Below are 23429 nucleotides of genomic sequence, written 5' to 3'. Positions count from 1 at the left end.
CCCGAATAAACGGGGCGCTGCAGGTTTCTTCAAGGGTCAGGGTGCGACCTTAATAGTCGTAGCTCACCCGGACACCGATCGTGCGTGGGCGCATCGGCGTGATCCGCTCACGGTCATAGACGAAGCTGCCGGAGAGTTCAGCATACTCGTTGGTGAGGTTGGTGGCAAAGAGTTCTGCCCCCCAATTATCACCTGTGACACCGGCCGTCGCGCCGAGCGTCACATAGCCATCAAGCTCCATCTTGTTGATCTCGATGATGTCCGTGTACGAGCTGTCGGAGAAGACAACTTGCGGCATGACGTGAGCAACGAGGCGCTGACCTGCGATCTCCTGCTCCAGATCCCACTCATAGCGAGCGCGGATGTTCCCCTGATAGGCCGGGGCGAAAGCAAGTTCAGAGCCTTCGACCACATCATCGGTCGGCACCAGGACTTCCGTCACCTCGGTATCGAGGAGGGAGAAGGCACCGGCGATGGTCAGGCCATCGACGCTGTCGGGGGCCCAGGTGAAGTCACCCTCAATGCCCTTCAGCTCTGCATTCGCGGCATTATCCGAGAAGAACAGGTTGACGATGGACGGGTCGAAGATGGTGGTCTGGAGACCTTCGATGTCGACAAAGAAGGCGGCGCCGTTGAAACGCAGCGAATTGTCGAACAGCTCGGTTTTCCAGCCGATCTCGTAATTCTTCACTTCGTCGGTATCGACAGCATACGGCACGGTGTAGTCACCCGGACCGCTTGCCCCGCCCGGACGGTTGAGCAGGCCGGCGCGGAAACCTTCGGAGTAGGTCGCGTAGAAGAGCGTATCTTCCGTCGGCGTCCACTCACCCGTTGCCTTGTAGATGAAGCCGTCGGTGGAAGCGGTATCCGGTGCTTCAGCCGGACCATCAGGACCATAGAGGAACGAGATGTTCGTACCGGCACGCTGCGCATCGGTGTCCTGGCCGAGGTTGAAGAAGGACGAGTTTGCACTGCCCTTCAGGTCGACTTCAACATCGTAGTAACGAGCGCCCAGCGTAAGGGCGAACTGGTCGGTGAGATCAAACGTCGTTTCGCCGAAGACGCCGAGTTGCTCGTCCGTGCGCAGCACGTCGTTGCGGAAGCCGACTTCTGCAGGGAACGGCCCTGGCTGGCTGTAGTAGCCCGGATAGGCGGAGTTGATTTCGCCGGTCACATCCGTGTTGGTCAGCGGATAGTTTGGCGCATAGCCGATTTCGCCGTTGAAGCCTTCGACCATGGTAATGCCTGGGTAGACATAGTCATTGCGCTCAGCCAGTTCGAGGTCGCTGTAGAAAGCGCCGAAAGTTGCGCGCCAGCGATACTGGTCAGGCGTGTTGAAGCGGACTTCGTGGGTCTGCACTTCGGTCTCGCTGTGCGAGGTGACATAGAGATTCGGGGCGTAGCAGGTGCCTTCAGGACCGCCAGCGCCCGGATAGGTCACCGAGCCGTCGCAGATATAGTAAGGCAGGTACTGGCCAACGAAGAGGTAGTCGGAATAGTCGACGACCTGGTCTGTGGTCCGCTCTGTATAGGCGCCTGTATAGATCGCTTCGAGCATGCCGATGCGGCCTTCCAGCGTCCATGCCGTATTGTGGAACTTGTCTTCCAGATTCTCCGGCGTGTAGCGCTGGATGTCATAGTCATCCAGCTCCGGATCGGCTGAGAACACACCATCGGCTTCGATCTTCTGCTGGCTGTGCTGGATCAGCAGGTCCCAGTCATCGTTGAAACGATACAGACCGCCCAAACGGAAGCCCTGATAGGTCGTGTCGTTAATATCGTCTTCGACGATCGTGCCATTTGTGGCCGGAATGAAGTTGACGTTCGAAAGGTCTGCATCTGCCTGAAAGCCGGCGCGCTGTGCGTTTACCGGAACGCCGTTGGCGCGAACCGTCCCTTCCGGACGGAACCGGGCCGATTCCTCGACCGTGAGCTGGCCGCCTACATTGTCGATATAACCGCCCTGGGTGTCGTTATAGACAACGCCGCGCAGGGCGAGACTGTCCGACACAGGCAGGTTGAGCATCACCTCGGTGGAGTTGCTCATCTCGCCGCCCTCGGTGAAGGAGGTCGATGCCTTGAAGCCCGCATCGAAGCCTTCGAAGGATGGCTTGTTGGTGATCATGCGGACCGTACCGGCCTGCGAGCTCGAACCGAACAGCGTGCCTTGCGGACCGGAGAGGACCTCGACGCGTTCGATATCAGCGGCATAGACGTCCAGATTCCGGCCCGGCTGGGCAAGCGGCTGTTCGTCGAGATAGAAGCTGACATTCGGTGCGAGACCGGCGACGCCTGCAACCGTCAGGTTCGGCGTCGTGGAGGCGAGACCACGGATGTAGATCGTGTTCTGGCCGGGCCCGGAGCCACCGGCGGTGACGCCCGGAAGCTGGACGAGATAGTCCGTGAAGTTCTTCACACCGAGCTGGTCGAGTTCGACTTCGCCCAGCGCGTTGACGGTAACCGGGATGTCCTGCGCGCTTTCGGAGCGCTTTGTCGCAGTAACGGTTACGGCTTTCAGGCGACGCTTTTTTTGTGGCGCCGGTTGTGCCGGCGCCTGCGTGCTGGCTTGCGGTTCGGCGTCCTGTGCGTGTGCCATGACCGGCACGCTTGTCATCAGAGCACCAATGGCGAGCAGCGATGCTCCACCCCGAAGTGTGTTCATGTATCTTCCCCATACTTGTTTCAACGAAGGCCCGCACGCCCGGAAAGCCGGGGCAGGCCGCGTGGCGCCCTCGACTTGTCGTTCGGGCGCACAACAATCGGTGATCTAATTGGATATTACGATTCGTAAAAGGAATTCCGCAGTGCAGCATTAGCGCTGCCAAGAACTGACTCTATCTTTTCAGATTAAAATTACAATAAATCAATGCACTAGCATGAAGTGACGTTAATGTCACATATGAAGAGAATGTTTTGTCGGTTGGAGATACCGCATAAATGTGGTCGTTAGCCGGCGAAGGAATAGTTCGATGAACAAACAATCCGAAGGCGATACTCCTAGCGATACATCCATGAGTGACAGTGAATATCAGTCTGAATATGAGACCGACTACGAGGTCGGCCAGGACAATGTCGAATGGCTCGGCCTCGACATCCACAATCCGGTCTTTTTCCTGAGTGCGGGGCTGGTTCTTCTTTTCGCCGGGGCTTCCCTGATTTTTCCGTCTGCCACGGCCGTGGGCCTTGAGGCCGCGCGGGAGTGGACCCTTCAGACCTTTGACTGGCTATTTGCCATGACACCGGTCCTGCTCACTGTTTTCTGCCTCGGCCTCGCCATATCGCCATTGGGGCGCATCCGCCTTGGCGGTGTCGATGCCAGACCGGAGTTCGCAATACACTCCTGGATTGCGATGCTGTTTGCTGCCGGGGTTGGTATCGGTTTCATGTTCTACGGGGCTGCCGAGCCCCTGGCCTACTATTCCGACTGGTTCGGTACACCGTTCAATGTTGAGCCGGGAACGCCTGAAGCGCGCCGGCTGGCTTTCAGCGCGACGATCTTCCACTGGGGCGTCTCGCCCTGGGCCGTCTATGCGATTGTCGGTCTGGCGCTCGGCTTTTTCGCCTACAACAAGGGCCTGCCGCTGACGATCCGTTCGGCCTTCTATCCCATCCTCGGCGACCGTGTGTGGGGTTTCTGGGGCCATGTCATCGATACGCTGGCTGTGATTTCCACCGTCTTCGGTCTTGCGACAACGATTGGTATTGGCGCCACGCAGGCGAGCAGCGGTCTTGCCTACATGATCGGTCAGCCGGTGACGCTTGCGATGCAGATCGGCCTTGTTCTCAGCATTACCGGTCTTGCCGTGATTTCGGTGCTGCGCGGTATGGATGGCGGGGTGAAACTGCTCTCCAACATCAATATGACCATTGCGCTCATCCTGATGATCTTCGTCTTCATTCTCGGTCCGACGCTCGCCATCATCACAGGGTTCGGCCAGAATCTCCTCGGCTACGTCGTAAACTCAGTCTCCCTGTCGAGCTGGTTCGAGCGCCCGGATGAAGCCTGGTTCCATGACTGGACAATCTTCTACTGGGCCTGGTGGATCTCATGGTCGCCTTTTGTCGGCATGTTCATCGCCCGTATTTCAAGGGGGCGTACGGTGCGCGAATACCTGACGGTGGTTATCCTTGCGCCTGTCGCGATCTGCGTCATCTGGTTTACCACCTTCGGTGAGACCGCCATCCAGCAGTTCGAGACCGGCACAGGCGACCTCGCTGACGGGATGACAACGGCCTCCCTGACCCTGTTCGAGATGTTGAACAGCCTGCCGATCGCTGCGATCACATCAACGGCTGCCATCTTCCTGCTGGTCGTCTTCATCGTTACATCAGCCGACTCCGGTGCGCTCGTCGTTGATGCGATCACGTCAGGCGGCAAGACAGATGCGCCTGTGCCGCAGCGGGTTTTCTGGGCCTGCATGCTTGGCGTGACGGCGTCGATGCTGCTCTATGGCGGCGGCAAGGCAACCCTTCAGTCGCTCCAGGCCGGCACGATCACCGCAGCGCTGCCTTTCACATCCATCGTTCTTGTCTGTTGCGTCAGCCTGTTCCTCGGTATGCGCGACGAGTTGAAGGTAATGAAAGCCGCTGAAGAGAGCGCTGATACTGAAGAGTCCCCTTCGCAAGCCGAGTAGGGCTTACGGCGGATACACAAAAAAATGGCGGGCGCCGAAACGCCCGCCATTCCTGTTTTTAGAAAAGAGCTGTCCCTGTTACGGCGCGACTGCGACCGCAACGTCGTCAAGACGCGCAATCTCGCCACCGAGAAGGTCGGTCCAGACAATGTCGATCTCGGTCGGGCAGAACGGGATCGTACGGTCACGCAGGCGGTATTCGGCGAACGGATCGTTGACCACCACTGTGCCGTCCGGCGCACCGAGGGCCACAATGTCTGCTGGCGTGCTTTGCGAGAACGGCGTCGGGATACCGTCGACATAGATCTCGATCACGCGGGCGCCCTGGACGGCACCACCATCCGTTGCGTCACCGGCCGCGTCGACAGGCGAGTGCACGCCACCGCGGATTTCCAGCTCGTCACCATCACGGCAATCGACGCGCAGGGCGCTGACTTCCGGGCCGGTATTGGCGAGAAGCGCACCATTGGCACCAACCAATTCCATGTGGAAGTAATGAAGGGCCTGCACCTCTTCGCCGGCATCAAGCGAGCCGTTGCCATCAAGGTCGATCGGCGTGGTGGTGTCACCATAGTAGCCTTCGACACCAAACTCGAAGCCGGTCAGGCTGTCGCCGGGATCAAGGTCCAGTTCGAAGCCGAGCTCGTCGACCAGCGGGCCAGCTGGCATGCGTGGATCGAAGACCGGCACCATGTAAGGACCAGCATTGCCCTGGACCCAGTCCCGGTAGAGATCGACGGTGATGCCGTCTGCGGCGATATCGGCCGCATCACAGGAATCGCCGGAGCACTGGCTATCCGTGATCAGGCCGAGAACGACGTTTTCGGCCGGTTCGGAGAAGACCTCATCCGGAATGATGGCGCCGATCCGGCCCTCAGGGTCGCCAACGATTTCATAGTTCGGATCGAATGTGCCAAGAACGATGGCGGTGCCACCGATAAAGCCTCGCTCGCTGCGGCCGGGGAATTTCAGTCCCTTGTACCACTGACCGAGATTATAGTTCCCATTATTGGTCGCAATGCCCACCGGATCATCTGCTGACCGGCGATCAGCCGTCGGTGAATACAGGAATGTCTGGCCGGTGATGATGACCGGAATGCCCATAACCGTCAGGATCCGGTCGGATCCTGGGCCATTGGCTTCGAAGTTGTCGATGGGTCCTTCGACCTCAACGAGAACCTGCGCTGTGGCTGTTGCGCACACAGCGGTGATTGCTGCAGCTGATGCTGCAGCACATAAGATTTTACGGACCACGATGTCCCCCTAATACGTCCCAGTTAAACCATGCGGCCTCAACTATGTCCCACGAAGCCACGAAGTAGATTACACTTGGTTTAGGTTGGTCGGCAATAGCTTTCGCTCAAAAAGAGAAAATAGTTAACCCTTAGAGTCCGGATACCAGCAAAGGCCCGGTGAGCCAGGCGATCCAGCCGGCCAGGGCAAGCCACGGGCCGAAGGCAATCGCTGTCGTAGACTTGAGGTCGTCTCCGGCAACCCGGCTTGCAAGGATAGCGGCAAGAAGACCGCTCACGGAAGCGATGAGAAGGATGTCTGGCAGCCGCGTCCAGCCGACCCACAGGCCCAGGACGCCGAACAGTTTCGCATCTCCACGGCCTAGACCGTCGCGGCCCCGCATCAATCTGTAGGTTATTTCCACACTGAACAGGATGAGATAGCCGACGGCTGCTCCAATCAGGTGCTCGGCCCAGGCATCGGGACGGGTCCACCACACCATTGCCACGCCGAGCAGGGCTGCAAGAAGGTTGAGAGGGTCAGGTAATATGAAGCTGCGAAGGTCGATTGCCGCAAGCGCGAGCAATGTCCACCCGAACAGGCACGAGAGAAGGATCGTGCCTTCCGGCGCAAATGCCCAGGCGCTGAGCGCGACCAGCAGCCCGCCCATCTCACAGGCCGGATGAATCCACGGGATCGAGGCCCCGCATTGGCGGCATTTTCCGCGCAGGGCGAGCCAGCTCAGCAGCGGCAGAAGCTCCCACCAGCGAAGCTGCCTTTCGCAGCTGCGGCAGACGGACCGGCGTGCAACCCAGGGCTCCCCTTCCGGCCAGCGTATCGCCAGAAGTCCAATGAAGGAGCCGACCAGCGGACCTGCGAGGACAAGGAAGAGGTGGACGAGAAACACGAAAAGGGAGCCTTTGAAAAAATCACTTCGCGTATGGCGTGCATGCGCTTGGCGGCAAGATGAAAAAAGCGTAATATACTCAGCTTGGGGACAAAGGAATTTCGACATGATTAGCAAGAATCGGTCCGCGCGGGGACAGGCGGGCTTCAGCCTGATGGAGCTTCTGGTGGCGCTCGTCATTCTGGCGCTCGTCATGGGGGTCGTCGGGCCGCGCGTCATCGGTTATCTCAGCCGCGCGAAATCGCAGACGGCTGATGTTCAGATTGAGAACATCAAGGCGTCGCTCGACATGTTCCTGCTCGATGTCGGGCGCTATCCGACAGCGGAGGAAGGGCTTTCCGCCCTTATCGAGCCGGTGCTCGCCGCGCCCGGATGGGCGGGGCCGTATCTGGATGAGGATACCGTGCCGGCCGACCCGTGGGGGAATGCTTACCGGTTTGAAGTCGAGGGTGGCATGAAGGCGAAAGTTTATTCCCTTGGCCGCGACGGCGCTGAAGGCGGTGAGGGCGAGGATGCCGATATCGGCCTTTAGGCCGGTTTTCGGATGAGTTAGAACCGGCACGTCATTCTTTGGCCTGCCGTTCTATTGCTTCGTGTCGGGGCCCTGGAAATCGCAGGCGGGAATGGGGGCTTCATCAATTGGTGAGAAGTCACCTGGTCTGGTCGAAGTGCTGTCGACCCTCAGAAACCGGCCAGCCTTGCCAGCACCACCGCCAGAGATCTCTGCGTCGAGGGCATAATAGCCACCGAGCGTGGCCCGTGCGGCCGCGCGCACGCGGATTTTTCCGGAAAGATTGGCCTGGCTGCCTGAGCTGACCGCCCGGCGGCGAAGTGCGCGCGCTTCGACATGGGGCGAGTTGCGGATGGCGTCGCCTTTTGCCGTCTGGCTGATGCCGAGAGATTCGATCGCGGCCTTGATGGGTGCGCTTGCGTAATCGTCATCCGGTACCGCACTCGATGAGGCTGTGGTCAGATGAGGTAGGGCGGCCCGGAAGAGCCATTCCGGCAGGCCTGGGAGATAGGCAAGTTCGCCGACATGGCTGATGACCGCATTCTTCGGTCCTCCCGGCTTTCCGGCTCTTTCATAGACAGAACGCTCAGCCCCATGCGGACGCGGGGTGCTGTCGCCATCGCGATAGTCGGCGATCTGCGCAGCCGCTGTTCTTGCCGTGGCGTGGTCGGCGCCCAACTCAAGAAAGAGCGCTTCAAGCAATGGTTCCTGGGCGAGATTGACGTCTATTCGTGAGTCCACGGGCGCAACGTCTATGCGAAGGAGGCCCGTTTCAGCCTGACAGAGCAGGGTGCCCAACAAGACAGCCCTGTCCCCTGAACGCCAGAGATCCGTCCCGTGGCGCAAGCCGCCTTCAGACAGCGCTTTTGCGATCGCGGTTCCTCTCAGGAAACGGGCGTCCTCGTTGTCCAGACTGGCGTCCCTCGCGGCCGACGCGGCAAATACTGCCATCAGGCCCACAGCCCAGACAACGAGGATCAGGGCCGCCCCCCGCTCGCGTGATGGACGAGCGGATGGGCGGAGTTTCATGACTCGCTACGCTTACGGTCGAAGCTGCCGACCGGTACGAAGTGAGCAAGCGGAAGGCCATTTGCGTCGAACCTGGCGGTGACGACCGGCAGGGCCGGTTCATGCTGTTCGATCGTGGCATATGGCGAAACAGGCACGGTCATCTCATCGAAGCGGGCCGTGGCAACGGGGGCTTCCGTTTCGTTACGCGCGATCGGTGCTGCCGGCTCGATCGGAGCCGGTGTGACCGGAGCGCGCTGGAAGAAGGTATCCTCAATGGACTTCATACGAGACCGCAGGTCGTCCGTCACCAGTATGGCATCCGACCGGCTGCGAATGACCTTTGGCGTGATCAGGACAAGAAGCTCGGTCCGCGTCGTGGACTGGTTTGTTGTCGAGAAGGCGGCACCCAGCACTGGAATGTCGCCTAGCAGCGGGAACTTCGTCTTGGTGTCTGAAATCCGCTCGCGGATCAGGCCGCCCAGCGCGATACTTTCTCCGTCATTGACGGCGACCGAAGTCGAGATGCGGCGTTGCTGGATGGTCGGTGAGTCGATGCCGGAAGATTGCGTTGCCACAACGTCGCTGACTTCCTGATCGATGTCGAGGATGACAAGCCCGCCATCATTCACGCGCGGTGTAACGTTCAGGATGATGCCGGTGTCGCGGAGCGAAACGGAGTTGACGATCGGCGCATCCGGATCGGTTACACTGACTGCCGACTGGGTCACGATCGGGACCTGGTCGCCGACCTGAAGCGTCGCGGTGCGGTTGTCGAGCACCATCAGCGACGGGGCCGACAGTATCTTCACGTCGGTAACGCCCGCCACAGCCGAAAGGGCTGCGCGGCCATCCTCACCTGAGAACAGCACCGAGAAGCCCGGGAACTGCTGTGCTACGGCACCTGAGGAGACGTCGCTAAAGGACAGGTCGAACTCACCGGACTGGAAGAACCATGTCAGGCCATAGGAGAGGTCGTCACCGAGCGTGACTTCCGCGATCGTGGCTTCCAGAACGACCTGGTTCGGTGTCATGTCGAGCCGTGAGACGGCCCCCTCGATCAGGCCGAACTGTTCCGGCGTGGCGAGCACGACAAGCGCATTGTTGGAATCGTCTGCGAAGAGACGGATCTGGTTGATCGATGGCTTGGAAGAAGCTGGCGCAGATGAGAGGGCTTCGGCCCCTTCACCCTCGGTGGCCTCATACATCGGCACTTCACCTGGACGCAGGTCCAGGGACGCGTCTGCTGCCTGACCGACTGAGACATCCCCTGCGAGCGTATCGCGCAGGATATTGGCCACCTCGGTCGCGGCCCGGTTCTGGATCGGGATGACGTAAAAGCGCTGGCTTGCCTGGCCGCCGGAGCGGTCAAGGCGGTCGATCCAGGCCTTGGCATCGTTGAGGTATTCCGGTTGCGGGCTGACGGTCAGCACCACATTGAGGCGTTCAATCGGTACAAAGCGCACAACACCGGCCAGCGCACCGCCGGCTTCAGTGGAGAAGATCTTGTCGAGATCGTCGACGATCTGCGAGGCGGATGTGTACTGGACAGGCGTCGCGCTGAACGACATGCCATTCATCCAGTTCACGTCGAACATGTTGACCATGTCCACCATGCCAGAGAGCGAGCGGGCGTCACCGCGCAGGATGAGAAGGTTGCGGTCTGCATCGGTCTCGACGGTCACGCCGGAGTTCGACATGCCACTGAACATTTTAGCCATGGATTCTGCAGAGACGAAGCTCAGCGGAATGACGCGTACATTGCCATTGGCGTCGTTGACGCTGGCAGCAGCCCGTCCGGTCGAGACGACGCGGTAGAAGCCTTCCTCGGCAATAAGGGTTGCGCCTTGCGAAGAAAGGGCGCTGGACAGGAGCCGCACCACAGTCGCCTCGTTGACGGGGCGCGCGGTCTGGATCGTGACTGACCCGGTCAGGTTGGCCTCGATCACATAATTGACTTCGAGGATCTGGCCGAGCACCTGCTGGACCGCATTGGCCGCGTTCACGTTGACCAGATTAAGGGTGATGTCGCCAGACGCGACGGCGGAGTTGCCATTCAGGGCTGGTGAGCCAGTGAAGGTGCCACGTCCGACCTGTTCGAACTGAAGCGGCTCCGAGCGGCGGTCGCCGGTTTCCAGTGACTGACCATAACCGTCCGACAGGCCTTGCTCGGCAAGATCCTGTGCGTTGCGAATCTCGATCGGATAGGCCGTTTCACGGTCCGGTGCGATCTGGTTTGTGGTTGTCGAGCAACCAGTCAAAGCGAGTGCCATTACAGACACTCCCAGCTTGAGAACCGCGCGCTTGCGCGATCCGGGCGTCCCCCACACATACATCTTCATGTCCCCCAAAACTCAACTGATGTAGCGGTGATTACGGATCGTACTGCGGATAGAGCTTGAGGTTGATGTCTCGCGTCCCCTTTGCGAGCACGACCCCGTCGCTTGTCACTTGTTTAAGTGTCCATCCAGCCAGTGTGTCTCCCTGGTTGAGCCATACAGGCTCTCCTCCACCGATTAGTTCGACATATGCACGCGCCGTGCCACCCCGCTTGATGACCCCACGCAACTGTAGATGGGCGCTGTTGGTTGGTTCCGGTGCGAAATCCACGACCGGATCGCCTTCACTTTCATAAGGTCGGCGGGTTTCGTGGAAAAGCGGCCGGGCGGGCAGCGTGAAAGCGGCGACCTGACCTATCGAGGCCTTGGGCGGTTTCGGAGCTGTGATGCTTGCCTGTACCTCAGCCGGGCTGGCTGCTGCCGTGCGGTGCGTGCCAGCTGACAGGAGCGTCAATCCGAAGATAAGCGCTGCACAGACGCACGCGCCCATCAGCGTGACCAGCAAGGTCGATCCTCTGACAAATTCCATGGGCTTACTCCTCAGACCGGACGAAGGAATAGATATCGAGACGGATCTGCAGTTTCGGCGCCTCGTTATTATTCGTGATGCGGCGGCTTCCGGCGGACAGCTGGATGTCGGCCTCGCGTACGATCATGACGGGTTTCGAATTCTCGATGGCTGTGAGCGCGCGCTCGAACTGTTCGCTGTCGGCGAGTACAACGGCGCGGACGCCGACCATGCCCAGTTCGCCGGACACATCGGCCGGCAGGATTTGGGAGCTACGGACATCGGCCCCGGCATTGATCAGCGCCTTGCGCACCAGCGACTGGAGACCTGCTGCAGCCTGCGTATCAGAGCTCGCCTGGATCGTCCCGCGCTCCAGACGCGGATCGCGACGCAGGCTGGCCGCCGCGGCGGCGATTTCAGTTTCCGAGGCAATGACGCCCTGCCAGCGGACAAGATCGGCTTCGGCCCGATCAATCCGTGTGGTCTGCGCGGTAAAGGCACTTGCCACCGGCTGTGCGATGAGCAGGAAGGCACAGGCCAGTGCGAATACAAAAAGGACCAGGGCGAGCAGGCGCTGATTGCGCAGGGAAAGAGCGTGAACGTTCATCCCTGGTCCTCCATGGCCGCAATGGCCTCGCCCTGTTTATCGGTACGGAAAGTCACTTCCAGACGGAAGCGCTCTGCCTCGTGGCGCCGGTCAGTGATAACCGAAGACGTAAAACGCGCCTTGAGAACTTGCGGGGAGGATTCCAGCGCGCTGATCAGCGTATCCGGCTCCCGTGTAAGCCCGGCAAGCGAAGCGGTGTTTCCGGAATAGGTGAAGCCTTCCAGCCAGGTCTTGTCGCCGAGCGCGTCGGTCACGGCGGCATAGGCGGCGGTGAATCGGCCGGGATTGGCGGTTGTCGAATTGATCTGCTCAATCGTGGCGGCGTCCTGCTGCGCCTGCGCCTGCAGCGTGAGAACTTCGCGCGCGACCTCGCCCGTATTGTTAGCAGCCGTCTCCAAAGTGCGTGCCTGGCGGCTGAGATCAAGATACCAGGATGTCGCCAGCGCCACGGTGAGCGCGAGGGCGGCAAAGCTCAGCACACGGTTGGCCGCCGGCAGGAAAGCCCCCTGACGGGCACACTTCTCTGTCGGCAACAGGTTGAAGCCGCAGGGTTCGCCATCGTCATCCATGGCATCGGCGCCAGCGAGGTCGATTTCGAGCGCATGGAGGTCTGCAAGGCGGGCTTCGGCAAGGTCGCGGCGGACGATTGCCTGTTCGACGACAACCTGTCCGTCGGCATCTGGACCGTGAACGATACGAATGCCGGAATAGATCTCGTCGAGCGAGAAGGGTGTCTCGGCCGGGATCTGCAGCTGCATGGCATGCGCCAGCCGGTTCAGCGAACCGACCGGCATGCGCCGCCGGCGTTTCAGAACATCATGAGGCTCCAGAAGCAGGACGGGGTCAGAGGCCGCTACCCGGCGACGGAGCTTGCGGTTATCGGAAAGGGAGCCGAGTTCGCCCTTGCCGGGCAGGGCAGCATGGAAGCCGTCTTCACGCTGCAGCAGGAACACTGACTGGCGCCGGGTCGAGTAGGCATTCACCAATCCGTCCGGCACCAGGCCCAACAGTGTTTTCCCCCACCATCTCAGGACGTCAAGCGAGTCCTCGGCCAGACGCGATTTGCGCCGCAGCCGGCTTTCGCCTTGTGCGTTAGCTGTCGTCAATTTCTTGTCCCCATGGCAACGAAGCCGGCTCCCCCTGAGCCTTCGCCATTGCCGATTTCATCAAAATTTCCGAATTATTAAAATCTGTCAATCAATTTTATTGCGTTTTCGTAATAATTGTTCGATCATGAAGGCACAGAACTTGTAAAGGCTGGCGTGGCTTGGGACGCGCGCTGGCTATTTGGGGACAAGAGATGCGGGGACTGCAATCGCCCAAAGATGGGCGTACCGATAATGTTGAGCCACTGAAGGATACGCCAGAGTATCGTCTCGGCCGCCAGCTGGTGGACTGGGGAGATCTCAGCGAAGCCCGCCTTTCTCGGGCCGTCCTGTCGGCCAATCGCGCAGGGGAGAGTCTGTCTGCCGTGCTGGTCAAACTTGGCTTTTGCGCCGAGGAGCGTGTAGCCGAGGCGCTCTCGAGCGTCCTAGAGATTCCTTTCCTGCGCCGGGCTGACTTCCCGGCCGGACTGGCTGACATGGCTGGCCTGAAGCAGGACTATTTTCTCGACAATAATATTGCGCCCATCGAGACAGGGTCCGGCGAGCTGATGCTGCTCATGGCGGATCCGCTGAACGACGAGCTCCTTCATGCCGTGGCATATAAAACAGGTGAGCGTGTCGCGCGGGGCGTGGCGCTTGCCGGTGAGCTGCGTGATTGGATGGCATCGCTCAAGCCGGCACCGGAAGAGGTTGCGCTACCGGACTTCGCCGCAAATGAAGATGTCTCGGCTGATGACCTTGAGCGCCTCATGGATCTCGCCCGTGGCGCGCCGGTAGTGCGCTGGGTGGATGAGTTGCTGACGGCCGCAGTCGAAGCGCGCGCGTCCGATATCCACATTGAGCCAGAGCGTGACACCCTCCGTGTACGCTACCGCATCGATGGTGTGCTTGTGCCGGTTGACCGGCCGCTGGCGGGTTTGCCCGAAGCGGTGGTCTCGCGCATCAAGATCCTTGCAAAGCTCAACATCGCCGAACGCCGCCTGCCGCAGGATGGGCGTATCCGTACCGCGGTGCAGGGCAGGGAGATTGATCTTCGGATTGCGACGCTGCCGAGCATCTACGGCGAGACGGTCGTCATGCGGATTCTCGACCAGTCCGCCGCGGAGCTCAGCCTCGAAAGCCTCGGCCTGACGATCGGGGCGCGGGGGCGCCTGGAGAAAGCGATCTCCGAGCCTTATGGCATCACGCTTGTCACGGGCCCGACCGGGTCTGGCAAGACGACCACGCTCTATGCTTCGCTGAAGCATCTGATGAGCCCCGACCTTAAATTCATGTCGGTGGAAGACCCGGTCGAGTATGAGATTGCCGGCGTGTCCCAGGTGCAGGTGAAACCGGATATCGGCCTCACCTTCGCGAGCACGCTGCGCTCTGTGCTGCGCCATGATCCGAACGTCCTGATGATCGGGGAGATCCGGGATCTCGAGACCGCCTCGATCGCCATCGAGGCATCGCTTACCGGCCACACCGTCCTGTCGACTGTTCACACAAATTCTGCCGCCGCCACCATCACGCGTCTGATCGAGATGGGCGTTGAGGACTACCTCGTCGCGACGACGGTCAACGCGATAGCAGCCCAGCGCCTGCTGCGGCTGCTATGCCCGGCATGTGCGACACCTTCAGCCCCGCCGCCGGCCCTTGAAGAGAGGCTCGCCGGGATTGTCGGGACGGGAAGCCATAACGGCTGGCGCAAGCCGGTCGGGTGTAACGCCTGCCGTCAGACAGGCTATCGCGGCCGCATGAGCGTGGCCGAAGTGATGCCGGTCAGCGAGGCGATCCAGTCGGCCATCCTGCGTAAGGAGACAGAGCCGGAAATCCGGCGCCGGGCCATTGAAGAAGGTATGATCCCGCTCTTCGACGCCGGTGTTCAACTTGCTGCGCAAGGCCGCACCTCGCTTGAGGAAGTCTTTGCCGTGATCGGGTCTGGCCGGCTATGACGAGTTTCCGCTACCGCGCCTATGGGGCGAACGGGCGCGTCTTGAGTGATGTAGTCTCTGCGGCGAGCGAGACAGATGCCGTGCGTCTGTTGATGCGGGAGGGGCTCACACCGTTCGAGATTGCCGAGGCAAAGGCCGGTGCAGCTGTCTCATCGGTTCGCAGGTCCGGCCGCCTGCCAGCACGAACCCTTGCCGGCTTTTCCCGAAGTCTTGCGACCATGACCGCAGGGGGCCTGCCGATCGATGAGGCGCTTGGCCTGATCGCCAGCGACCCGTCAGACAAGGTCGTTGCGAAATTGGCCAGCGGTGTGCGCGAAAGCGTGATGTCCGGACGTTCGCTTGCCGACGCGCTCGCCGAGCAGAAGCAGGCACCGCCGGATTATGTGATCGGTTTGGTCAAGGCGGGTGAGGCGGGTGGGTCCCTTGCGCCGGTCCTGGACCGGATTTCGTCTTCGGTCGAGAATGAGATCCGGCTCGCCAATGCAATGCGCGGTGCTCTTATCTATCCGGCCATCCTGTTTGCGACGGCTTTCCTTTCGGTCATCCTGATCCTGCTTGTCGTCGCCCCTGCGCTGAAGCCCGTACTCGATGCTGGCGGTGACCAGACGCCGGCCAGCGCACGTGCACTGATCGCAGCGTCCGACTTCCTGCAACAATGGTGGACGACCGGGTGTATCGCGCTCCTGGCGATTATCCTGGGTATTTCGGTATGGTCGCGCAGCCGCTCGGGGAGACACACGCTGAGTGTGCTGTCCTTGAAATTTCCGGTGATGGGGAAGGTGCTGCTGGATGTTGAGACAGCGCGCTTCCTCTCATCCTTCTCGGCCCTGCTCGAGAATGGCATGACCGTGGTTCCGGCGCTTGCTATTGCGAAAGAGGGCTCGGGTAATCCACTCGTGCAACATGCTGCTGGCGAGATCGCGGAGGATGTGCGCCAGGGCAAGAGCGTCTCGCGGAGTCTGCTCGATAATGGCTTCTTTCCCGTTGCGGCCGCCCACATGGCGGCTGTCGGCGAGAAGTCCGGCGCCCTGCCAGCCATGCTCGCCAAGGCAGCGAATATTTTTGAAGACCGCAGCGCGCGCCAGATCAGCCGCATCACCACGATCGCCGGACCGCTGCTGACGCTTGTGCTCGGGCTTGTCATTGGCGGTGTCGTGCTGACCCTTCTGGGGGCCATCATGAGCGTGAATGATCTGGCGGTGTAGCGATGCAGCGCTTTGATGCACAGATGCCTCAAATGTCCCGCTCCGGGGGCTTCACGCTGATCGAGCTTCTCGTCGCCTTGATGATCCTCGCCCTGTCGATGGGAGTGGTTGCGACAACCCTGATGCGCGGCTCGACCAGTTTCGAAGTGCGTGCCGCGAGCGCCGATATTGCCGACTTCCTTCGGGCCGCCCGGCTTGATGCCATGTCCAATGGTCAGCGAACCGTTGTCGACTTCGATTCCGAACAGCGCGGGTTCGCCCGAACCGGCGATATCCAGCTTGCGCTGCCGCACGGGGTGGAGGCGGCTTTCGGCTCCGCAAGTGCCGCAGGGAAGGGCCGGATTGTCTTCTTCCAGAATGGCACCTCCACCGGTGGCCGGATCGAGCTCTACAATTCTGCACGTCGCGCGTGTGTGAATGTCGACTGGCTGACCGGATCGGTCACGCGTGAGGAGGCGTGTTCATGAGGCGGGGCAGGGCAGGCGAGCAGGGCTTTACCCTGATGGAAACGCTGGTCGCTTTCGCGGTGTTCAGTCTTTCCATGGTGGCCCTGATGCAGAGTTACGCTTCGAGTAGCCGGTCGCAGGCCCGCTCCGAGGCGAGCCTGGAGTCTGCTGGCCTGCTCAGTGACCTTCTGGCGACGGTTGAAGTACGCCTTGATGCGCCGGGCGTGACCTCCGGCGAAACGCGGGAAGGGTTCGAATGGACCCTGAGTATAGAGCCCGCCGGGTCGGGCCTGTTAAAGATCCGGGCTGTGGTACGTGATCCGTATGGGCGTGTGACCGAAGCCCAGACCTTGCGGTGGCATGACGAACTCTATCCGGAGGAGCGGACAGGATGAGTGCGCGCGAGGCCGGTTTTACCCTGATGGAAACGCTGATTGGCCTGACGCTGACGGCGCTCATCTCGGTGTCGTTGCTTGGTGGAATCCGCACCGGCGTCAAACTCTGGTCCACCAGTGAGCAACTGGATGCCGCGAGTGAGCAGTCGCGGATCCTGCGGCTGGCGGGGACCTGGCTTGAGCAGGCGATACCGGATGAAGCCATGAATGCCGAGCCGGGCACCCTGTTCTCCGGGACAGGGGATGCCGTCAGTTTTGTTGTTGCCGGTGAGGCGGGCCCTCATGCCGGCGGACTGTCGCGCCTAACCCTCAAGGCCGAGACGTCCGAGACGTGTGCGGGCAAGCGGGACCTCGTCCTGAGCTGGGCCAGTGTCGCGCCAATCCATGGGTTTCCTTCGCAGGAAAGCGTGACCCGCTCCATTGTGACGTGTCTGGACCAAATCGATTTCAAGTATTTCGGATCACATGTCACTGAGCCGTCGGCGACCTGGCGATCACAATGGCATCAGTCCGCGAGGTTGCCAGCCATCATCTCGATGCGCGCGGTTGGCCGGGAGGGCCCGCTGAGCTTGACGGTGCGCCCGCTTCTGGCGCCGCCAGCCAGGGCTTTCGAGCGCGAGGCCTGACCCGCCCCTTTCGGTTGTGGCCAGAAAAGCGTTTTCACCTCTCACGCGAATCTTCGTCAGCCTGCTCGTGTGCATGTGATTGAGATGTACTGGGTAAAAGAGACGAAAATCGCAATAAATGCTGCGCATCGCAAGAATACCCAAGTATTTTTTCGAAAGCCGGAAATTTTTTGAGAATTCGCGATTTTTCGACTGGACGTGCAGAAAGCCATGACATAATGTTAATGAACGCGAGTCTGGGACATTCGCGTGGGGACAATCATAGAGCGTCATTCCATGGGGGGACGTATGGACCGCTTCTTCAAGCTGGCGGCCGCAAGCGCGGTTGCCGTTATCGCCACAGTTTCAACCGCAAGTGGTCAAGCCACATGTGAGCGCACGATCGAGGCCGACGTCGTCGCCATCGACCAGCCGCTCATGTTCAACCGGATGGGGGCACAGAACGTCAACGGCATGTTGTATGCCTTGCGCTCTGATGTTGTCAGCAAATTCGACGGAAAATCGGAAGCTGCTGGCGGCACGCTCATTCCGGGTTTTGTGGAGTTGCGTAAGGACAAACGGCCTCGTCCGCTGATCCTGCGCGCCCGTATTGGCGACTGTCTAGAAGTCAATTTTGAGAACCTGCTGAGCTTCAACGATAATCCGAACAATGCCGATAACGACATCATGACCATCAATGATCAGGTCATGGACCGCTCCGTCGGGTTTTCGCCGGTCGGCATGAACGCTGTCAACGATATCGACGACATCTCGACCAATGCCGGGCGCAACGACAACGCCCTTTTGATGCCCGGCGAATCTGAAACCTATACGCTCTTTGCGGCGGCTGAGGGGTCCCACCTCATCGTTTCCAACGCGGCGACCTTCGGTGGCGAAGGTGCAGGCGGCAATATCGGTAACGGTCTGTTCGGCGCGATCACGGTCCAGCCGCACGGCGCGGATTTCTACCGCAGCCAGGTGACGGAAGAAGATATGCGTCTTGTCACAACAGGTACGACGACCTCTGGTCACCCGATCATCGACTATGAAGCCCGCTACCCGAATGAGAGCCCATGGCTCGAAGAGGGCAAGGCCGGCATGCCGATCCTCAACATGATCGATGAGGACGAAAACAAGATCGTTCACAGCGACATCAACGCCATTATCTCTGGCCCGAATGCGGACGGCACTTTCGATCCGGAGGTCTATCCGCTGGAAGCAAACGGCCAACGCAACCCGGCGGTGCCGAACCGTATCGAAGCCTATCGCGAATACGTTTCGATCTTCTCTGACGAGATGGTCTCCAAGCAGGCCTTCCCGGGCTGGTTCGAGGATCCGGTTTTCGAGCACACACTGCACGGTGTGGGCGACAATTTCATGATCAACTCCGCATCCGGCGGCATTGGCTCTGAAGTTATCGCGAACCGCCTCGGTGTTGGTCCGATGCATGACTGCCTGAGCTGCGCCTATGAGGAATTCTTCCTGAGCGCCTTTGCTGTCGGCGACCCGGCGATGCTGGTCGATGTGCCGGCCAATGCGGGCCTGGAATTCTGCTCACCGCATCCGGGCGATCCGTTCTGCGAACGTGACCCGTCCATCCGGGCGAGCTACGCCAAGTATCCCGACGATCCGTCCAACGTTCACCACTCCTATGTGGGTGACTTCGTAAAGTTCCGGAACCTTCATGCCGGGCCGAAAGAGCTACACGTCTTCCACCTTCACAACCACCAGTGGCTGTCCAACGCGGACGACGACAACTCCAACTATCTGGACGTGCAGGGCATCGGCCCGGGTGCGGCCTATACCTATGAGATCGCCTTTGGCGGTTCGGGGAACCGCAACAAGTCCGCCGGCGATGCGATCTATCACTGCCACTTCTACCCGCACTTCGCGCAAGGCATGTGGGCGCTGTGGCGCAACCACGATGTCTTCGAAGCCGGTACGGTTCTCGATGTCTCGGTCGGTGACAATGGCTACCACCAGAATGCCTACGCGCTTGAGGAAGGCCGCCCGGCTTCTGGATCGCGCGCGCTTCCCGATGGCGAGATCATTGCAGGTACGCCGATCCCGGCAATCGTGCCGCTGCCTGGCAAGGCCCTTCCGCCGATGCCCGGCCGCGTTCATGTCGCAAGCGTCGACAAGGACAATGACGGTACGCCTGAATCCAGCCAGGCCGTCATCGACCGAACCGATACCGATCCGGCGTTCGTCGATATGCGTCCGCTGCTGGCCAGCTATGGCCACAACGAGCCGCTCAACCCGACCGGCCTGAAGAACCCCGGCTATCCATTCTGGATCGGCGGGATCGAGGGCGCTGTCGGCCAGCGGGCTCCGACGCCGCCGCTCGACATGATGGAAAATCCGGGCGACCTGACAGCCGGTGGCTGGGATGGTGGCCTGCCGCGTCACTATCTCGACGGCTATGCTGTCGGCGGTGTGACCCATTCAGTGCAGTCGCGCCTGAGTTTCGAGAAACATATCGATAAGGCCAAGGCACACTACATGCCGGAAACCGGCAATGATGTTGAGCGCGCGGCCATGGCGTTCCATGCCACTCGCTATCATGACACGACCCGCCTGCTTCGGGGCGGCACGTTCGAAAGCGCAACCTTCCGGACCAATGGTCAGCTGCCGGTTCCGGGTGCGCCCTTCTTCGAGCCGTGTATCGACGATGAGGGCGACCTCTTCGTCACCGGCCAGCCGGGGCAGTTTTTTTCCGGAACCGCTGGCGGCCTCGCCAACGAGCATTCTCCGACCTATGGCGCCGATAATCCGCGTGTTTACAAGGCGGCGAACATCCAGCTCGACGTGGTCTTCAACAAGGCCGGCGATCACTATCCGCAGCAGCGCATCATTGCGCTGTGGGATGATGTGGAGACGACCCTCAACAAGACCCGTCCGCCTGAGCCGTTCATCATGCGCTTGAACTCGTTTGACTGTGCGAACTACTACCAGACCAATCTGGTCCCCGAGTTCTACATGCTCGATGACTATCAGGTGACCACGCCGACCGATGTCATCGGCCAGCACATCCACCTTCCGAAGTGGGACCTCGTGTCTGCTGACGGTGCGGCCAATGGCTGGAACTATGAAGACGGTGTGCTTGGTGCTGAAACCGTTCAGGAGCGCATCGAGGCGATCAACGCCTATGTGCTGGATGAGGGCACCGGTGACCAGCTTCTCGAGCCGCAGCCGCACCCGTATTTCGGCGCTGGCGATGGCGGCGAGTGGATGGGGGCTCGCACTAACATCCAGCGCTGGTTCGTTGATCCGCTTCATAATACCAATGGCTTTGACCGGGGGCTTGGCGTGACTTTCACGCACGACCACTTCGGTCCGTCGACCCACCAGCAGATCGGTCTCTACGCGACGCTGCTGATCAACCCGGCTGACTCCGAATGGCTGCACAATGAGACGGGTGTCCCGCTCTATACGCGCCATGACGGCGGTCCGACCTCGTGGCAGGCCATCGTGCTTGCCGGCGACATCGACAATGACGGGTCAGACGACTCCTATCGGGAGTTCTACATGGAGGCGCAGGACTTTGCCCACGCCTACAACAAAGGCGTCTATGTCGGCCGGACCGAGGACGGCGAGATTGCACCTGCAACGCCGGATACCTTCCGCTACGCGCTGAATCCGTCTCATCGTCAGGCTCATGCCTGGCCGGATGGTGCCCGCATTCACTCGACATGCCCCGGCGGCTTGCCGCGGCCATGTCCGGAAGCGGTGTCCGCTGCCGATGTCGGGACGTTCGTCATCAACTATCGTAATGAGCCGGTCGGCTACCGCGTCTATGATCCGAACAAGATCGGGCCGGATGGCAAGCCGGGCATGCAGGCCGACGGGCTGGGTGGCGACCTTGCCTATGCCCTGCAGACCCGTACCGACCGGGCGATACCACAGTTCAACACGAGGAAGGGTGACACGCCTTATCCGCTGCTGACGGGCGACGTGCGCCGTGGTGACCCGTTCACGCCGATCATCCGTGCGAATGCCGGTGACGTTATCCGCGTGAAGGTTCAGGCCGGTGCCCACGAGCATGAGCACAACACCGTGATCCATGGTGTGAAGTGGCTCGAAGGTGGCGGGGGCTGGGGCGAAAGCCGGTTCTCAAGCTGGCGCAGCGTGTTCCAGCTCGGCCTCGCCGAGAAGGCATCCTTCGCAATGAGCATTATCGGGGATATCGGCGAAGCCGCCAATGTGTCCGACTATCTCTATCTCTGGGATGGCTCGCAGGAAGGTCTCTGGACGGGGACGTGGGGCGTTATCCGCACCTACAACAACGCCCAGGCCGATCTGGCGCAGCTGCCGAACAACCCGCGTGACCTTCCGATCACGATCACAAACAAGGAAGAGTATAACGGGGTCTGCCCGGTCGATGCGCCGGTCAAGGCGTTCGACATCACGGCTGTCGCTGTGAACGATGTCCTGCAGAGGATCCAGAATGGTGTCACCATCCTGCCGGATGACGAGACGCGCACCATGCACGTCGGCGCCCAGCCGGATCCGAACAAGGGCACCCTGGTCTATAACAAGCGCCGCACCCGCCTTTCGAATGGCGAGCGTGGTCCGCTCCATGACCCGACGGCTCTCGTCTACGTCTCGACGGATGACCTCCGCAAGGACGCCCAGACACCGATCGAGGACATGCTCTGCCGGAACCGTTACGGCGGCACGGCTAATCCGCTGTGTCCGGTAAAGGTGCGTAACAACCACAACTTCGAGCCGATGATCATGCGTGTAAACGCCGGTGACTGTCTCGAGGTGACGGTGCGCAACCGCCTGCCGGAGGTGACCCCGGACCTGACATCCTTCGTGATGCAGCACTATACCGTGATCCGGGACCGCAACGACCCGCAGGGCTACACGACCTTCAATAACAACCTGATCCGGGCATCCAGCCATGTCGGGTTCCACACCCAGAAGCTCGAATACGATATTTCGCGCGACGATGGTGTGAATGTGGGCGTGAACCCTGTGCAGACGGTCGCTCCCGGTGGATCGCGCACCTATCGCTTTTATGCCGGCGACCTGGAGCTCGATCAGCGGGCCCGCTCCGGCTACGGCCACAATCATGGGTCGGGCAATTATGGCGGTCTGTACGGTGACTCCTTCAATCTCGAGGCCCGCCCGGTCGAGCTCGGTGGTGTGCCGGTCCAGCCGGCGGACTTCATAAAGCAGGGCCAGAAGGGTCTGTTCGGGGCCATCCATGTCCTGCCGAAAGGGGCGACATGGGAAGAAGATCCTGACACCAGCAGCCAGGCAACGGTGACGCTGGAGGATGGTAACACTTTCCGCGACTTTGCGATGATCTTCCACAAGGCTGTCAACCTGCGCTACGGTGACAGCTCACCGGTCGAGAACATTGCGGGTGAAGGCTTCGGCATTCCTGAGGACGCTCATGATGCTGGCGGCGCGGGCATCAACTACCGCACCGAGCCGCTCTGGTTCCGCTTCCGCATGGCTGCGGGCGCAGACTGGGGGCTGGGTGGCGGCGTTGACGATGTGACTGGCCTTCCGGTCGGCCCTGGTCTTGCCAGCATCCGGAACATGTACGAGGCCTATTCGAACTCGCTCATCAACGATCGTGATCCGGAGACGCCGGTGTACCGTGCAGAAGCCGGCCAGCAGATGCGCTTCCGCGTGACCATGCCGGCTGGCTATGCCCGCAACACCACGCTCGGTATCTTCGGCCATAACTGGAGAGAAGAGCCGTTCCTTTCGGATTGGGATCTCGGCGTACCGGCAGCCCGGATGGAAGAAACACCGTATCACCGGTTCAAGACCTCTCAGGACATGATCCTTCCGCCTGCGGCGTGGAACATCATGACCCAGGCAGGTGGTCCGTTCTCGGTACCGGGCGATTACCTCTTCCGCGACCTTGCCTCGTTCGGCAACCAGAACGGCCTCTGGGGCCTGGTTCGGGTCGAGGAGGATGCGGTGCCTGAACAATAGGTCGCCAACCAATATCCGGCACGAAGCTTGCTC

The 23429-nt window shown here is 60.7% G+C and carries 16 protein-coding genes; 8 read left to right on the top strand and 8 right to left on the bottom strand.

Annotation, left to right across the window (positions count from 1 at the left end; translation table 11 throughout):
* Positions 1 to 49 precede the first annotated feature (49 nt).
* Positions 50 to 2662, bottom strand: a complete 2613-nt coding sequence (locus Q1K29_RS07280) for a TonB-dependent receptor (protein WP_300392690.1) — start codon at positions 2660 to 2662, stop codon at positions 50 to 52.
* Between the two features lie 349 nt (positions 2663 to 3011).
* On the opposite strand from Q1K29_RS07280, the gene Q1K29_RS07275 reads away from it, so the two are divergent.
* Entirely contained in the window at positions 3012 to 4634 is a 1623-nt protein-coding gene (locus Q1K29_RS07275) for a BCCT family transporter (RefSeq protein WP_366524178.1), read from the top strand.
* Positions 4635 to 4712: 78 nt separating this feature from the next.
* On the opposite strand, the gene Q1K29_RS07270 is transcribed toward Q1K29_RS07275, so the two are convergent.
* On the bottom strand, positions 4713 to 5888 hold the full coding sequence (locus Q1K29_RS07270; protein ID WP_300392684.1) for a hypothetical protein: 1176 nt from the start codon (positions 5886 to 5888) through the stop codon (positions 4713 to 4715).
* 130 nt (positions 5889 to 6018) lie between these two features.
* The gene (locus Q1K29_RS07265; RefSeq protein ID WP_300392681.1) at positions 6019 to 6774 is read right to left on the bottom strand and encodes an A24 family peptidase; all 756 of its coding nucleotides are present in this window, start codon (positions 6772 to 6774) and stop codon (positions 6019 to 6021) included.
* A 106-nt stretch (positions 6775 to 6880) separates the two neighbouring features.
* On the opposite strand from Q1K29_RS07265, the gene gspG reads away from it, so the two are divergent.
* Entirely contained in the window at positions 6881 to 7306 is a 426-nt protein-coding gene (gene gspG, locus Q1K29_RS07260) for a type II secretion system major pseudopilin GspG (protein WP_300392678.1), read from the top strand.
* 51 nt (positions 7307 to 7357) lie between these two features.
* Here the strand turns inward: gspG and Q1K29_RS07255 are convergent, their stop codons facing one another.
* The 5 genes from Q1K29_RS07255 to Q1K29_RS07235 form a co-directional block, all read right to left on the bottom strand.
* Positions 7358 to 8314: a type II secretion system protein GspK gene (locus Q1K29_RS07255; RefSeq protein WP_300392674.1), complete on the bottom strand. Its 957-nt coding sequence runs from the start codon at positions 8312 to 8314 to the stop codon at positions 7358 to 7360.
* On the bottom strand, positions 8311 to 10566 hold the full coding sequence (gene gspD, locus Q1K29_RS07250) for a type II secretion system secretin GspD (RefSeq protein ID WP_300392672.1): 2256 nt from the start codon (positions 10564 to 10566) through the stop codon (positions 8311 to 8313). Before gspD ends, Q1K29_RS07255 begins: the two co-directional genes overlap by 4 nt.
* A gap of 100 nt (positions 10567 to 10666) precedes the next feature.
* The gene (locus Q1K29_RS07245; protein WP_300392669.1) at positions 10667 to 11161 is read right to left on the bottom strand and encodes a hypothetical protein; all 495 of its coding nucleotides are present in this window, start codon (positions 11159 to 11161) and stop codon (positions 10667 to 10669) included.
* 4 nt (positions 11162 to 11165) lie between these two features.
* Positions 11166 to 11747 (bottom strand): type II secretion system protein GspM, encoded by a 582-nt coding sequence (gspM, locus tag Q1K29_RS07240; protein WP_300392666.1) that lies wholly within the window; start codon positions 11745 to 11747, stop codon positions 11166 to 11168.
* Entirely contained in the window at positions 11744 to 12853 is a 1110-nt protein-coding gene (locus Q1K29_RS07235) for a PilN domain-containing protein (protein ID WP_300392664.1), read from the bottom strand. The genes gspM and Q1K29_RS07235 overlap by 4 nt, the downstream gene beginning before the upstream one ends.
* A 194-nt stretch (positions 12854 to 13047) precedes the next feature.
* Here Q1K29_RS07235 and Q1K29_RS07230 point away from each other — a divergent pair, with 194 nt between their 5' ends.
* From Q1K29_RS07230 to Q1K29_RS07205, 6 genes are all read left to right on the top strand, one after another.
* Positions 13048 to 14787 (top strand): GspE/PulE family protein, encoded by a 1740-nt coding sequence (locus Q1K29_RS07230; protein WP_300392661.1) that lies wholly within the window; start codon positions 13048 to 13050, stop codon positions 14785 to 14787.
* Positions 14784 to 15992, top strand: coding sequence for a type II secretion system F family protein (locus tag Q1K29_RS07225; RefSeq protein WP_300392658.1), 1209 nt, complete (start codon positions 14784 to 14786; stop codon positions 15990 to 15992). Before Q1K29_RS07230 ends, Q1K29_RS07225 begins: the two co-directional genes overlap by 4 nt.
* A gap of 32 nt (positions 15993 to 16024) precedes the next feature.
* The gene (locus Q1K29_RS07220; RefSeq protein WP_300392655.1) at positions 16025 to 16459 is read left to right on the top strand and encodes a GspH/FimT family pseudopilin; all 435 of its coding nucleotides are present in this window, start codon (positions 16025 to 16027) and stop codon (positions 16457 to 16459) included.
* Positions 16456 to 16833 (top strand): type II secretion system protein, encoded by a 378-nt coding sequence (locus Q1K29_RS07215; protein WP_300392652.1) that lies wholly within the window; start codon positions 16456 to 16458, stop codon positions 16831 to 16833. Before Q1K29_RS07220 ends, Q1K29_RS07215 begins: the two co-directional genes overlap by 4 nt.
* Entirely contained in the window at positions 16830 to 17459 is a 630-nt protein-coding gene (locus tag Q1K29_RS07210) for a hypothetical protein (protein ID WP_300392650.1), read from the top strand. Before Q1K29_RS07215 ends, Q1K29_RS07210 begins: the two co-directional genes overlap by 4 nt.
* 249 nt (positions 17460 to 17708) lie before the next feature.
* Positions 17709 to 23396, top strand: coding sequence for a hypothetical protein (locus tag Q1K29_RS07205; protein ID WP_300392647.1), 5688 nt, complete (start codon positions 17709 to 17711; stop codon positions 23394 to 23396).
* Positions 23397 to 23429: the final 33 nt, after the last annotated feature.

Source organism: Henriciella sp. (assembly GCF_029937755.1).
In the GTDB taxonomy this organism is placed as follows: Bacteria; Pseudomonadota; Alphaproteobacteria; order Caulobacterales; family Hyphomonadaceae; genus Henriciella.
Note: the sequence above shows the minus strand (reverse complement) of the source record. Positions and strands in the feature narration are given on the sequence as shown.

Excerpts from the sequence above, each read along its gene's own strand:
- Q1K29_RS07280 (WP_300392690.1), bottom strand. The coding sequence starts at position 2,662 with ATGAACACACTTCGGGGTGGAGCATCGCTGCTCGCCATTGGTGCTCTG.
- Q1K29_RS07275 (WP_366524178.1), top strand. The coding sequence starts at position 3,012 with ATGAGTGACAGTGAATATCAGTCTGAATATGAGACCGACTACGAGGTC.
- gspG (WP_300392678.1), top strand. The coding sequence starts at position 6,881 with ATGATTAGCAAGAATCGGTCCGCGCGGGGACAGGCGGGCTTCAGCCTG.
- Q1K29_RS07255 (WP_300392674.1), bottom strand. The coding sequence starts at position 8,314 with ATGAAACTCCGCCCATCCGCTCGTCCATCACGCGAGCGGGGGGCGGCC.
- gspD (WP_300392672.1), bottom strand. The coding sequence starts at position 10,566 with ATGGCACTCGCTTTGACTGGTTGCTCGACAACCACAAACCAGATCGCA.
- Q1K29_RS07245 (WP_300392669.1), bottom strand. The coding sequence starts at position 11,161 with ATGGAATTTGTCAGAGGATCGACCTTGCTGGTCACGCTGATGGGCGCG.
- gspM (WP_300392666.1), bottom strand. The coding sequence starts at position 11,747 with ATGAACGTTCACGCTCTTTCCCTGCGCAATCAGCGCCTGCTCGCCCTG.
- Q1K29_RS07230 (WP_300392661.1), top strand. The coding sequence starts at position 13,048 with ATGCGGGGACTGCAATCGCCCAAAGATGGGCGTACCGATAATGTTGAG.
- Q1K29_RS07225 (WP_300392658.1), top strand. The coding sequence starts at position 14,784 with ATGACGAGTTTCCGCTACCGCGCCTATGGGGCGAACGGGCGCGTCTTG.
- Q1K29_RS07220 (WP_300392655.1), top strand. The coding sequence starts at position 16,025 with ATGTCCCGCTCCGGGGGCTTCACGCTGATCGAGCTTCTCGTCGCCTTG.
- Q1K29_RS07215 (WP_300392652.1), top strand. The coding sequence starts at position 16,456 with ATGAGGCGGGGCAGGGCAGGCGAGCAGGGCTTTACCCTGATGGAAACG.
- Q1K29_RS07210 (WP_300392650.1), top strand. The coding sequence starts at position 16,830 with ATGAGTGCGCGCGAGGCCGGTTTTACCCTGATGGAAACGCTGATTGGC.